The following is a 13,031-nucleotide window of genomic DNA, read 5'->3' as shown; positions in this document are numbered from 1 at the left end:
ACCAGAGCCCTGGCCGGTGGCCAGGGCTCTGGTGGGGAGGGCGAATTTACGCCGGGGAGCCCGCTTCCGCGTAGTCGTACAGGCTCTTGATGTCGTCGTCGTAGTACGGGCCGTCGAATTGCCCGTTGCCGGGATTGTCGCCGTGGCTGACGGTGCTGTTGATGTATCCGGCACCGATCGAGTCGTTGCATTCCTGCAGCCAGGGGCCGCCGCTCGACCCGTAGGTCATGTTGCAGCTCATCCGGATCTGCTGGCCGCCGGCGTCCCAGGTCGTACCCTGGCAGAAGTACTGGCTCTCACCGCCGCCGAGATTGGACGGATAGCCGAGGGCGGTGACCGCGACGGTGTAGCCCCAGTTCCAGCGCAGTCCGTTTCCACCGACCGTGTCGACGACCTTCGCCCCGTAGATGCCGCCATTCGACATCACCGCGATACCCATGTCCTCGGCGTAGCTGGAGGAACTGGCCCACGCGCCACGGGTCGAGAGGCTGTAGGCCACAAAGGCACCGAACGGCTGAACACCGTTGCGGTACCGGGGGACGAACTGCCAGTTGCTGTACCACTGACCACCAGCACCCTGGTGTACGCAGTGGCCCGCAGTCACCACCAGCCGCCGCTTGGTGCTGGCCACGGTGCTGGCCGAGCAGGAGGCGGTGCCCCCGCCGGGAACCGTGAAGTAGACCTTGCCGACGGTCACCGCCTCGTTCAGCAGCGTCCCGGCACGGTCGACGCCGGCGATGCTCGGCGCCATGGGCGCGACCGCACCGGCCGGTCCGGTGGGAATCGGTGCCCGGCTCGGCGACCCAGCGGCATGCGCCGACTTCGGAAAGTCCAGGTCGACGGCGGATGCCATTCGCGCCGGAGTCCAGAAGTCGGTGACCTCCTTGGCGATTTTCTCGTTGGTGATCGCCCGGCCGTCCAGGGTACGAGCAACCGCGGTGATGTTTCCTTTCTGGTCGATTGTGGTCGACTTCGCCTCGGCGACCGGCGCACCGGTCAGGGTCAGCACAAGCGCCGTACCGGCACTCACAGACCAACGCAGAGCGGATCTCAAGAGGACCTCCCTTTGCCTCTTGCAGCCATCCAAGCTCCGGCAGCCTATTGACGTATTGCGATTGATCACAATGCGTAACGAGTGGATAACATGAATCCGCGTCACCGACCGCACCGCCGTACCCACGCGCTGCTTATTTCGTACCTGGGATATGCCCGGGAATTAGTTCTGACCGCGGTACGACAGGCGACACAGAAGGCACGGCAAAGGCACACAGATTGCCGTTTCTCGGCAATTGACCACAGCCCCGACCGACCCCCGGAATACGCCGAACGCCGACTCCGGAAGGGGTTGATCTACCGATGACGACGGAGGTCAGCGCGGAGAAGGTCAGCGCGGAGGACGTCAGCGGCGGTGCAGGGCGGTGCGGATCAGCCGACTGACCAGCTTCGGGTACTCCAGGCCGCTGGCCGCCCACATCCGGGGGAACATCGACGTCGGGGTGAACCCGGGCATCGTGTTGAGCTCGTTGAGATAGACGTCCAGGTCGGGGGTGACGAAGAAGTCGACCCGGGCCAGGCCGGCGCAGTCGAGCGCGGTGAAGGCGCGGGTGGCGTACTCCTGGACCTGGCGGGTGACCCGGTCGGGCAGTCCGGCCGGGACGTCGTACTCGCAGACCTCGTCGGCGAAGAGGTACTTGGCCTCGAAGTCGTACCAGTCGCGGTCGCCGACCATCCGGACCTCGGCCAGCACCGACGCCTCGGGTGCGCCGCCGGCCTCCCCCTCCAGCACGCCGCACTCGACCTCCCGGCCGACGACCGCCGCCTCGACGAGGACCTTCGTGTCGATCTCGCGGGCGGCGGCGACGGCGTCGTCGAGCTTCGCCCAGTCGTCGACCTTGCTGATCCCGAACGACGAGCCGGCCCGGGACGGCTTGACGAAGACCGGCAGCCCCAGCCGTTGCTTGTCGGCCTCGCTGAGGGTCATGCCGTTGCGCAGCACCGCGTACGGCCCGACCGGGATGCCCTCGACGGCGCAGAGCTTCTTGGTGAACTCCTTGTCCATCGCGGCGGCGGAGGCGAAGACGTTCGCGCCGACGTAGGGGATGTCGGCCATCTCCAGCATGCCCTGGATGGTGCCGTCCTCGCCGTACGCGCCGTGCAGCACCGGGAAGACCACGTCGACGTCGGCGAGCGCCCGGGGGCCCTCGGTCGGGTCGAGCACCAGCAGACCACCGGCGGTCGGATCGGCGCGGAACACCACCTCGGCACCGGACCCACCGGTGATCTCCGGCAGCTTGCGCGCCTGGATCGACAGCTCACCCGGATCACCACTGGTCAGCACCCACTGGCCCTGCCGGGTGATGCCGACCGGCACCACCTCGTACTCGTCGGGGTCGAGCGCGCCGAGCACGCTGCCGGCGCTGACGCAGGAGATGCCGTGCTCGGGGCTGCGTCCGCCGAAGACGATTGCCACACGGGTCTTGCCTGGGGTGGTCACTCGGGTCACCTCTCGGTACGCGACTGCGGAGCCGTCAGTTGCGCTCACCTGATTGACCTTACTGTGGGTGGCGACACGCCGAAGGCGATACCCGGCAGGACCCGAGCGACCCTCGCAAACGGTCATCCACCCCGATACGGTACGTGACGGTCAGCTCGGATCGGCGGGCCGGACGCGCCGCCGCCTCCCGACGGCGATCACCTTCACCCGCTGTCGCCCGGCCCGGACCATGCCCAGCGCCATGAACGCCCCGGCGATCCGGTCGGCAGCCTCCCTGCTGTTGGCACCGACGACCTGGCGGCGACGCTCGGGACAGGATCGCTCGTCGCGCAGCTCGGTATCCACCGGCCGGACGTCGCTGAGCACCACCAGGAACCGCGTCATCGCCGTCACCAGGCCTCTCACGATCCGAAGTCCTTTCCAGGCGGGACGGCGACGGTGGCACGTGGCGATCGGATACGGGGGAGTAAACCCGATCGCCACGCGCCCCATCCCCTCCGGTCACTCACCATCGCCGTCGCCACGACAACCGTTGGTGAGGACTACGTCACAGAGTGACAGGTATACACGCGTGAATGCAACTCTCATCGACGTTCTCTCATGCACGAGTTCCCAAAGACATATGTCACCATCGACGTATGGCACCGAAGACCGCTCGGGCTCGCCGCCTGGGCATCGCCCTGCGCACCCACCGAGAGGCGGCCGGCCTCACTCTGGAGGCCGCCGCCGACGAGATCAACAGCACCCGCAGCACGCTCAGCCGCTACGAGAACGCGCAGACCCTGGTCAACCCGGCCACCGTCCGCGCGCTGCTCAGCCTCTACGGGGTCAAGCCCGACGAGATCGCCGCGGCGGTCCAGCTGGCCAAGGACACCCGCAAGCCCGGCTGGTGGGTGCCCTACTCACACCTGCTGGACAAACGCACCATCGACTTCATCGCACTGGAGGCCGAGGCCACTGGAATCGCCAACTTCGAACCGTCGATCGTGCCGGGCCTGCTCCAGACCGCCGACTACGTCCGGGGCGTGATGCGGGGTGGACCGCACACCCTCACCGACGACCAGGTCGAGCAGCGGGTCAAGGTCCGCCTGGACCGACAACAGCGGATCACCGCCGCCGACCCGCCGATCTTCGACGCGATCATCGACGAGGGCGCGCTGCTGCGCCCGGTGGGTGACCGCACGGTGATGGAGGCGCAGCTACGCCACCTGCTCAAGACGTCGGAGCTGCCGAACATCACCGTCCAGGTGATCCCGCTCTCCGCCGGTTACCACCGGGGCACCCGGGGCTCGCTGCACATCCTGGAGTTCGCCGACCCGGAGGATCCACTGATCGCCTCGGTGGAGACGGTCGCCGGTCAGATGGTTCTGGACCGACCCGGTGACCTGCGCACCTGCACCAAGATCATGGAGCACCTGCGGACCGTGGCGCTCAGCCCGGCGGACAGCCGCGACCAGCTCCTGCAACTGATGAAGGGACGGTAGGAGACCGATGACACCGACGATCAGCGCGGCCCTGGCCAGGGCAGCCTGGCGCAAGAGCAGCCGCAGCGGGGACGAGGGGGCCTGCGTCGAGCTGGCGCCACTTCCGGGCCAGGTCGCGATCCGCGACTCCAAGGACCCGACCGGCCCGGTGCTGCTCTTCCCACCCGCCGCCTGGGCCGCTTTCGCCACCGCCCCGCCGCGCCGCTGACCCGTATCCGCACCGCGACGACGCGGTGCGGACGCGGCCGGCACCGCCACGTCGGGTCCGGGGTACGCGACCCGACGCGACCCGGACCCGACGTGGCGTCCCTGAATACAGCCTGAACACCTCCCGGACGCGGACCACAACCCGGACGCGGACCGGGGCACCGCCCACGGACCGGATGCAGACCCCGGACCGGGACGCAGACCGGGCCGGACCGGATCAGTCGAGCAGGACTGCGGGTGTGGTGGAGGTGGGCCGGACCGCCTCCGACGCGGCGATGGCCACCCCGCGCGCACCGGCCATGTCCCGGTCCGGCACCAGGGCGAAGGCGGCCAACGCGGCCTGCTCCTCGCGGAGCACGGTGTGCGCGCGGACGGTGGCGAGAAACCAGTCCCGGAACTCCGGCGCCGCCTCCACCACCCCACCGCCGACGAAGTACGCGTGCGGGTCGGTGAAGTTCGCCGCGATGGTGAACAACCGGCCGAGCGCCGCCGCCTGCTGGGCGAAGACCTCCCGGGCCAGCGCGTCCCCCCGCTCGGCGTACCCCCGGACCAGCTTGGCGGCGCGTTCGGGCGGCTCCTGGGCCAGCGGGTGACCGGGATACCGGGACAGCCAGTAGGGCAACAGGTTGCGCCCGATCGCGGTCAGCGAGGCGACGCTCTCCGCGTCGCCGACGAAGCCGCAGGCACACTGCGGTTCGGGCTGCCCGGGGGCGAGCAACCCGGTCAACGGGATGTGCACGTGGCCGAACTCCCCGGCCATCCCGGCCGCCCCGGTGACCACCCGGCCGTCGACCACCACCCCGCCGCCGAGGCCGGTGCCGACGATCGCCGCCACCGAGGACCGGGTCGCCGCGTCCGCTCCGAAGTGGACGTGGTGGGCGTAGAGCGCGGCGGCGTTGCCGTCGTTGTGGTAGATCACCGGCAGCCCGAGCCGCCGTTCCAATGCACCCCGCACGTCGAAGCCGTGCCAGGCCGGCTGGGCGAAGTTCGTCGAGCCCCGCGACGAGATGACCCCGGTGGCGCTGGCCGGACCGGGGGTGTCCAACCCGACCGCCCGGACCTGCTCGCGGTGCACGCCGGCATGCACCAGCACCCCGTCGAACGCACGGGCCAACGCCTCGATCGCCGCCTGCGGCCCGGCGGTCACCTCGCTGGGGATCTCCACCAGCCCGTCCACCAGGAACTGGCCGTCCAGGCTGAGCACCGTGGCGTTGTTGCTGGTGCCACCGTTGTCGAGGCCGACCACCACCGGCACGCCCACGCCACCCATCCGACACCTCCGCCCGAGCCTGATGCGAGGTTAGTTCCCGTTCCCGATGCCCGCCACGTCCCACCGGAGGCGGAGCCCGGCGGCCGGGTCAGCCCGACCGACCCGACCGACCGGACTCCGGGCCGACACGACCCGACCGACCGGACTCCGGGCCGACACGATCCGGCCGGCGGGCGAGGACGCCGGTGGCGTCCCACTCCTCGGCGCGCAGCACGGTCGGCAGCAGACCCAGCCCGGTCATCGCGGTGCACAACGCCTCGGCCTGCCCGGCGCTGACCTCCACCACCAGGTGGCCGCCGGGCCGCAGCCAGTCGACCGCCCCGGCGGCCACCCGGCGCAGCACGGTCAGCCCGTCGGTGCCGCCGTCCAACGCCACCGACGCCTCGTGCAGCCGGGCCTCCGCCGGCAGCAGCGCCACCGCCGGGGTCGGCACGTACGGGGCGTTGGCGACCACCACGTCCAGCCGGCCCCGCCAGTCGGGCGGCAGCGGGTCGTACAGGTCGCCCTGCACGACGGTGACGTCCCGGCCGGCCAGGTTGCGGCGGGCACAGTCCACGGCCGCCGGGTCGACGTCGACGGCGGCGAGCCAGCGCGGGGCGAGCCGGTCGACCAGCGCGACGCTGATCGCGCCCGAACCGCAGCAGAGGTCGACCAGCGCCGGAGCCGGCCCGGCGACCGACGCGGCGGCCTCCACCAGCAGCGCGGTACGGGCCCGGGGGACGAACACCCCCGGGTCCACGGCGACCCGACGGCCGCAGAACTCGGCCCAGCCGAGCAGATGCTCCAACGGCTCACCGGCGACCCGACGGTCGGTGAGGGCGGCCAGGGCCTGCGGCGAGCCGGCCGCGGCGGTGAGCAGATCCGCCTCGTCCTCGGCGTAGACGCAGCCGGCGGCACGCAGCCGGGCGACGAGAGCGGCATGGTCGTGCTGGAACGGATCAGGTGCCATGGTGATGCCTTCCGGGAGCGCACGTCGGCGCTCCCACCGTCGCTACCGCAGCGACGGGGACTCGACGGGGAGCGCCGGTCCTGATGTCTGGTGGATCGGACTCACCTCCTCCGGTCGGGGCCCGTGCGGGCCGGGGATCACGATAGCGGACCGGCCGTCCCCGCGGTGTCCAGTGCGGCGGCGAGGTCGGCGACCAGGTCCACGGTGTCCTCCACCCCGCAGGAGAGCCGGACGAACCCGGGGGCGGTGTCGTCGCCCCACTGCGCCCGCCGGTCGGCGCTGGTGTGCAGGCCACCGAACGAGGTCGCGGCGGCGACCAGCCGGGACGCGGCCACGAACCGGGCCACCCGGTCGGCGTCGCCGAGGTCGAACGAGAGCACCCCCGGCATCCGCCGCAGCTGCCTCGACGCCACCGGGTACGCCGGATCGTCGGGCCGCCCCGGCCAGCGCAGCCCGGTCACGTCGTCCCGGTCGGCGAGCAGCTCGACGACCGCCGCCGCGTTGGCGGACTGACGGGCCAGCCGCAGGTCCAGGGTGGCCAGCGAGCGGTGCGCCAGCCAGGCGTCGAACGCCCCGGGCACCGCGCCGGTGGTGGTCCGCCAGCCGGTCACCGTCTCCAGCAGCTCCGCCGACCGGGCCGCCACGTAGCCGAGCAGCAGATCCGAGTGACCGGTCAACGCCTTGGTGCCGGAGGCGACCACCACGTCCGCGCCGAGGTCCAGCGGGCGCTGCCCGAGCGGGGTGGCGGTGGTGTTGTCCACCGCCACCAGCGCACCGGCCGCGTGCGCCGCCCCGGCGAGCACCGCGATGTCGGCCACGTCCAGGCCGGGGTTCGCCGGGGTCTCCAGCAGCACCAGCCGCACCCCGTCGAACGACGGGTACGGCCCGGCGGTGGGTACGAAGCCGACCCGTACCCCCATCCCCGCCAGGGTGGCGGTGGCGAACGCCCGGACCGGGAAGTAGCCGTCGGCGGGGAGCAGCACGGTGTCGCCGGGCCGCAGCACGGCCAGCAGCAGCCCGGTGATGGCCGCCTGACCGGAGGCGAAGACCCGGCACTCGCCCCCCTCCAACTCACCGATGGCCGCCTCCAGCAGCCGCCGGGTCGGATTGTCGGGGCGGCCGTAGCCGTTCGGTGTCGCGGCCGGCCCCTGCCACGGGTCGAGGTGGTACGGCGCGGCGAAGACCGGGCCGGGCAGGAACGGCTGGCCCGGCGTCGGTTCGGGCAGCCCGGCGTGCACGCACCGGGTGCCGTCGTGCCAGTGCGCCGCCGTCGGGTCGGCGGGGTGGACCGGCCCGCCGCTCACTCGTACGACTCCGGCTTGGCGGTACGGCTCATCAGCGCGTCCACCGCCAGCCTCGGGTCCATCCCCTCGTGGCAGATCCGCTCGATCTGCTCGGTGATCGGCATCTCCACCCCGTGCGCGCGGGCCAGGTCCCGGATCGCCAGGCAACTCTTCACGCCCTCGGCGGTCTGCCGGGTGGCCGCCTGCGCCTGTTCCAGGGTCTCCCCCCGGCCCAGGTGCTCACCGAAGGTGCGGTTGCGGGCCAACGGCGACGAGCAGGAGGCCACCAGGTCACCCATCCCGGCCAGGCCGGCGAAGGTGATCGGGTCGGCGCCGAGCGCCACCCCCAGCCGGGCGGTCTCGGCCAGCCCCCGGGTCATCAGCATGGCCCGGGTGTTGTCGCCGAAGCCCATCGCGGTGGCGATCCCGTACGACAGGGCGATCACGTTCTTGACCGCCCCGCCCAGCTCACAGCCGATCACGTCGTCGTTGGTGTACGGCCGGAAGTACGGGGTGCGGATCGACTGCTGCACCAGTTCGGCGCGGCGGGCGTCGGTGCCGGCGACCACCGTCGCGGCCGGCTGCTCGACGGCGATCTCGGGAGCCAGGTTGGGGCCGGAGACCACCACCACCCGATCCGGGGTGACCCGGGCGGTCTCCACGATCACCTCGCTCATCCGCCGGGTGGTGCCCAGCTCGATCCCCTTCATCAGGGAGACGAGCGTGGCGTCCGGGGCGAGGTACCCGGCCCACTCGGCGAGGTTGCCGCGCAGCGTCTGCGACGGCACCGACAGCACCACCAGTTCGGCGCCGGAGATCGCCTTGGCCGCGTCGCCGGTCGCGGTGACCCGGTCGGGCAGCCGCAGCTCCGGTAGGTAGTCGGGGTTGCGCCGGTGGGTGCGGATGGCCTCGGCAACCGGCTCCCGCCGGGCCAGGATCGTCACCTCCCGACCGGCGTCGGCGAGGATCTTGGCGAACGCCGTCCCCCAGGAACCCGCCCCCAGCACCGCCACGTGACCGCTCATGCCGTCGCCCCCCTACCGTCGCCGACGCCGTGCGGCGTCGGCGCACCGAGCCGACCGATCCGCCCGCTCTGCTCGCTCATGCCCCTGCCGCCCCTGCGTCGCGCCGATCGATCCACTCGCTCATTCGGTCCCCTCGGGAGTACGCGGACGGACGGGACGTTCCCACAGCGGCGGCGGTGTACCGCCCCGGATGCCGGCGAGCAGGTCACGCAGGGTCAACATGATCTGATCGGTCATCTCCTCCAGCACCACCCGGTCGGGGGTCGCACCCGCCCACCGGCTCAGGTCGACCGGCGGGCCGGCCACCACCGTCACCGGGGTCCGGGGCCGCAAGCCGACCCGGCCGGTACGCGGGTCGAAGAGTCGCTCCGGCCCCCACATCGCCACCGGGACCACAGGTGCGCCGGTGGCCAGCGCCAGCCGGGCCGCCCCGGTCTTGCCCTTCATCGGCCACAGCTGCGGCTCCCGGGTGATGGTGCCCTCCGGATAGATGACCACCGCGCCGCCCGCGTCCAACGCGGCGACCAGCCGGTCCAGCGAGTTGACCGCGGTGGCGGTCTCGCGTTCCACCGGGATCTGCCGGCAGCGGCGCAGGATGTAGCCGACCACCGGGATCCGGAACACGCTGGCCTTGCCGAGGAACTGCGGCCACCGGCCGGCGTCGTGGATGAAGTGCGCGCAGACCAGCGGGTCGGTGTGCGAGATGTGGTTGGGGACGATGATGATGCCCCCCGCGCGGCGCAACTCCTCGGCCCCGTGCCAGGTGCGCCGGGTCCAGGCGAGCATCACGGGCTTGACCAGCGACACGGCGAACCGTCGCCAGAAACCCAGCCTGCGCCGTGTCACCGTGCCTCCTCGTCGCCCCACCCGCGTGCCGCATCCCCACCGTTGCGTGCCCGCAGCGGAAATCATGCCTGCTCGTCCCGGGTACGGCCAGTGAGGGTACCGCCGTCGGCGCTGGCAGGATTGTCGACGTGGGCCAGGCGAGGTGGGTGGTGGTGGTGCCGGTGAAGCGGCTCCGCGCGGCGAAGAGCCGGCTGCGGGGCGCGCTGCCCGTCGTACCGCATGAGGAGCTGGCGCTGGCGCTGGCGGCCGACACGGTCGGTGCGGCGCTGGCCTGCCCGGCGGTCGCCGAGGTCCTGGTGGTCACCGCCGATCCGGTGGTGACGGCGACGGTCGGCGCGGCGGGGGCCCGGGTGGTGCCGGACCGCCCGGACGCCGGGTTGAACGCCGCCCTGCGGCACGGTGTCGAGGTGGCGGTTACCGACGGTGACACCCGGACCTGGGTGGCCGCGCTCACCGCCGACCTGCCCGCGCTGCGCCCGGCCGAGCTGGCCGCCGCGCTGCACGCGGTCGCCACCGGCCCGGCGGGGGTACGCCGGTTCGTGGCCGACGCCCCCGGCACCGGCACCACGCTGCTCGCCACGCCCCCGGGGTTGCCCCTGGACCCCCGGTTCGGGGTCGGCTCCGCCGCGGCGCACCTGGCCTCCGGGGCGGTGCCGCTGACCGGTGCCTGGCCGAGCCTGCGGCGCGACGTGGACACCGCCGCCGACCTGGCCGACGCGGCCCGGCTCGGCCTCGGCCCGGCCACCGGCGCGCTGACCGGCGTCGTCGCGGCGGGACCTGGCCCGGCCGGCCACCCCGGCTGAACCACCGGTGTACGGTGCTGGCATGCAGGGCACCGTGGCGACCTTCGACGCGCAGACCCGCACCGGCGTGCTGCTCCTCGACGACGGCACCGAGCTGGCTTTCCCGGCACCCGCCTTCGACGCCTCCGGGCTGCGCCTGCTCCGCCTCGGCCAGCGGTTGAAGGTCGAAACAGATCCGGACGGCGGGGTCGTCCGGGTGACGTTGCCGACCATGGCCTGAACAACCCAGCCCAAGTTCATTTTGCGTTAACCCGGATCGGGTGATTATGAGCGGGTGAGCACCCCTCGCGAGCACCCCACCAGCCCGTCCTCCGCCACCGACCCGACCGGCTCCCGCAACGGCACCCGCCGTCGGGGCGGTTCCCGCGCCCGCCGCGCCCCCGAGGACGTCGCCGCCACGGCACCCGACTCCCCCGGTGCCAGCGCCGCCGGGGCCTCCGCCGGCCTGGACGAGGTGCTCGACACCGGCGAGCGGCCCGCCGCCGACGACGCGCCCGCCGCCGGGGGGTCGGCTGCGGCCGACAGCACGCCCGCCGACGAGCCGCTGCCGGCGGATCGTTTCCTCAACCGGGAGCTGTCCTGGCTCGACTTCAACGGTCGGGTGCTGGCACTGGCCGAGGACCCCCGCACCCCCCTGCTGGAACGGGCCAAGTTCCTGGCCATCTTCGCCAGCAACCTCGACGAGTTCTACATGGTGCGGGTGGCCGGGCTCAAGCGCCGGCTCTCCGCCGGGCTGCCGGTACGCGGCGGGGACCGGCTGCCGCTGCGTACCCAGCTGGAGCGGATCACCGAGTGCGCCGCCGGCCTGGTCGCCCGGCAGGCCGCCTGCTTCGTCGACGAGTTGCTGCCGAAGCTGGCCCGGGAGGACATCCGGATTCTGCGCTGGGCGGAGCTGGACGATCCGGAGCGGGAGCGACTGCGCACCTACTTCCGGGAACACATCTTCCCGGTGCTCACCCCGCTCGCGGTGGACCCGGCGCACCCGTTCCCGTACATCTCCGGGCGGTCGCTGAACCTGGCCGTGGCGGTTCGGGATCCGGACGGCGGCTCGGAGCTGTTCGCCCGGGTGAAGGTACCCAACAACGTGCCCCGTTTCGTCCGGGTGCGCCGGGACCAGCCGGGGCTGCGGATGCTGCCCGTCGAGGAGCTCATCTCGGTGCACCTGGGGCAGCTCTTCTCCGGCATGCAGGTGGTCGAGTGCCACCTGTTCCGGGTCACCCGCAACGCCGAGGTGGAGGTCGACGAGGACCGCGACGAGGATCTGCTCCAGGCCCTGGAACGGGAGCTGGCCCGGCGGCGCTTCGGCCCCCCGGTACGGCTGGAGGTGGCCGCCTCGATCTCCGACCACATGCTGGAGCTGCTCGTCCGCGAGCTGGACATGGACGGTCACGACGTGCTGCGGGTACGCGGCCTGCTGGACCTGTCGGCGCTCTGGCAGCTCTACGGCGAGGCCGACCGCCCCGACCTGAAGGACAAGCCGTTCGTGCCGGCCACCCATCCCCGGCTGGCCGAGGGCGAGGTGCCGCGCAGCGTCTTCGCCACCCTGCGCGACGGCGACGTGCTGGTGCACCACCCGTACCACTCGTTCGCCACCAGCGTGCAACGCTTCGTCGAGCAGGCCGCCGCCGACCCGAACGTGCTGGCCATCAAGCAGACCCTCTACCGCACCAGCGGGGACTCCCCGATCGTCGACGCGCTGGTCGACGCCGCCGCGGCCGGCAAGCAGGTGGTGGTGCTGGTGGAGCTGAAGGCCCGCTTCGACGAGGTGGCGAACATCGGTTGGGCGCGCACCCTGGAACGGGCCGGCTGCCACGTCGTCTACGGCCTGGTCGGGTTGAAGACGCACTGCAAGACGGCCCTGGTCGTCCGCCAGGAGGGCAACCAGATCCGCCGGTACTGCCACATCGGCACCGGCAACTACCACCCCAAGACCGCCCGACTGTACGAGGACTTCGGCGTGCTCACCGCCGACCCGGAGATCGGCGCCGACCTGACCGACCTGTTCAACGTGCTCACCGGTTACAGCCGGCAGACCGCGTTCCGGCGGCTGCTGGTCGCTCCGCAGGGCATCCGCAGCGGCCTGATCGAGCGGGTCGAGCGGGAGATCGCGCACGTCCGGCTGGGTATGCCGGGGCTGGTGCAGTTCAAGGTGAACTCGCTGGTCGACGAGGAGATCACCGACGCGCTCTACCGGGCGTCGCGGGCCGGCGTACACGTGGACCTGCTGATCCGGGGCATGTGCACGCTGCGGCCGGGGGTGCCGGGGCTGTCGGAGAACATCCGGGTCCGCTCGATCCTCGGCCGGTTCCTGGAGCACTCGCGGATCTTCCGGTTCGGCAACAACGGCGACGCCGAGTTCTGGATGGGTTCGGCCGACCTGATGCACCGCAACCTCGACCGCCGGGTGGAGGCGCTGGTCCAGGTCAGCGATCCGGTGGCGCGGGCCGAACTGGACCAGGTGATGACCACCGCGATGAGCCCGGACGTGGACGCGTTCGAGCTGGCCGGGGACGGCAGTTGGACCCGCCGTACCGGCACCGCCGAGGAGCCCCTGCACGACCTTCAGGAGCTGATGCTGCGCCGGGTGGGCAGCTCCGCCGGCTGATCGCGGGCTGCCGCCGGCGAGGCGGAGGAGCGACCGGCACGGCGGGATTCTCCGGACGTAGGGTG

The 13,031-nt window shown here is 72.2% G+C and carries 13 protein-coding genes; 5 read left to right on the top strand and 8 right to left on the bottom strand.

Going from position 1 to position 13,031, the window contains the following annotated elements:
• Window positions 1-46: 46 nt before the first annotated feature.
• The 3 genes from ACIG87_RS19275 to ACIG87_RS19265 form a co-directional block, all read right to left on the bottom strand.
• Window positions 47-1,087, bottom strand: a complete 1,041-nt coding sequence (locus ACIG87_RS19275; RefSeq protein ID WP_396852004.1) for a trypsin-like serine peptidase — start codon at window positions 1,085-1,087, stop codon at window positions 47-49.
• A gap of 312 nt (window positions 1,088-1,399) precedes the next feature.
• Window positions 1,400-2,494, bottom strand: coding sequence for a D-alanine--D-alanine ligase family protein (locus ACIG87_RS19270; RefSeq protein WP_396852003.1), 1,095 nt, complete (start codon window positions 2,492-2,494; stop codon window positions 1,400-1,402).
• A 150-nt stretch (window positions 2,495-2,644) separates the two neighbouring features.
• Window positions 2,645-2,878 (bottom strand): hypothetical protein, encoded by a 234-nt coding sequence (locus ACIG87_RS19265; protein WP_396852123.1) that lies wholly within the window; start codon window positions 2,876-2,878, stop codon window positions 2,645-2,647.
• Between the two features lie 254 nt (window positions 2,879-3,132).
• On the opposite strand from ACIG87_RS19265, the gene ACIG87_RS19260 reads away from it, so the two are divergent.
• Window positions 3,133-3,978: a helix-turn-helix domain-containing protein gene (locus ACIG87_RS19260; RefSeq protein WP_396852002.1), complete on the top strand. Its 846-nt coding sequence runs from the start codon at window positions 3,133-3,135 to the stop codon at window positions 3,976-3,978.
• A 7-nt stretch (window positions 3,979-3,985) separates the two neighbouring features.
• Entirely contained in the window at window positions 3,986-4,186 is a 201-nt protein-coding gene (locus ACIG87_RS19255; protein ID WP_396852000.1) for a DUF397 domain-containing protein, read from the top strand.
• 216 nt (window positions 4,187-4,402) lie between these two features.
• Here ACIG87_RS19255 and ACIG87_RS19250 read toward each other — a convergent pair whose 3' ends face one another.
• From ACIG87_RS19250 to ACIG87_RS19230, 5 genes are all read right to left on the bottom strand, one after another.
• Window positions 4,403-5,455, bottom strand: coding sequence for an ROK family protein (locus tag ACIG87_RS19250; protein ID WP_396851999.1), 1,053 nt, complete (start codon window positions 5,453-5,455; stop codon window positions 4,403-4,405).
• 88 nt (window positions 5,456-5,543) lie between these two features.
• Window positions 5,544-6,404, bottom strand: a complete 861-nt coding sequence (locus ACIG87_RS19245) for a putative protein N(5)-glutamine methyltransferase (protein WP_396851998.1) — start codon at window positions 6,402-6,404, stop codon at window positions 5,544-5,546.
• Between the two features lie 137 nt (window positions 6,405-6,541).
• On the bottom strand, window positions 6,542-7,708 hold the full coding sequence (locus ACIG87_RS19240; RefSeq protein ID WP_396851997.1) for a cystathionine gamma-lyase: 1,167 nt from the start codon (window positions 7,706-7,708) through the stop codon (window positions 6,542-6,544).
• Window positions 7,705-8,712: an NAD(P)H-dependent glycerol-3-phosphate dehydrogenase gene (locus ACIG87_RS19235; RefSeq protein ID WP_396851995.1), complete on the bottom strand. Its 1,008-nt coding sequence runs from the start codon at window positions 8,710-8,712 to the stop codon at window positions 7,705-7,707. Before ACIG87_RS19235 ends, ACIG87_RS19240 begins: the two co-directional genes overlap by 4 nt.
• A gap of 120 nt (window positions 8,713-8,832) precedes the next feature.
• A complete protein-coding gene (locus ACIG87_RS19230) occupies window positions 8,833-9,558 on the bottom strand; it encodes a lysophospholipid acyltransferase family protein (protein ID WP_396851994.1) in 726 nt (241 codons plus the stop codon).
• Window positions 9,559-9,686: 128 nt separating this feature from the next.
• Here ACIG87_RS19230 and cofC point away from each other — a divergent pair, with 128 nt between their 5' ends.
• From cofC to ACIG87_RS19215, 3 genes are all read left to right on the top strand, one after another.
• Window positions 9,687-10,361 carry a 2-phospho-L-lactate guanylyltransferase gene (gene cofC / locus ACIG87_RS19225; protein ID WP_396851993.1) on the top strand — a complete coding sequence of 225 codons (675 nt, stop codon included), beginning with the start codon at window positions 9,687-9,689 and terminating at the stop codon, window positions 10,359-10,361.
• Window positions 10,362-10,383: 22 nt separating this feature from the next.
• The gene (locus ACIG87_RS19220; RefSeq protein WP_396851992.1) at window positions 10,384-10,581 is read left to right on the top strand and encodes a cold-shock protein; all 198 of its coding nucleotides are present in this window, start codon (window positions 10,384-10,386) and stop codon (window positions 10,579-10,581) included.
• A 225-nt stretch (window positions 10,582-10,806) separates the two neighbouring features.
• Window positions 10,807-12,966, top strand: a complete 2,160-nt coding sequence (locus tag ACIG87_RS19215; RefSeq protein ID WP_396852121.1) for an RNA degradosome polyphosphate kinase — start codon at window positions 10,807-10,809, stop codon at window positions 12,964-12,966.
• Window positions 12,967-13,031 lie beyond the last annotated feature (65 nt).

It is taken from the genome of Micromonospora sp. NPDC051925, assembly GCF_044548625.1.
Taxonomy (GTDB): domain Bacteria; phylum Actinomycetota; class Actinomycetes; order Mycobacteriales; family Micromonosporaceae; genus Micromonospora.
Note: the sequence above shows the minus strand (reverse complement) of the source record. Positions and strands in the feature narration are given on the sequence as shown.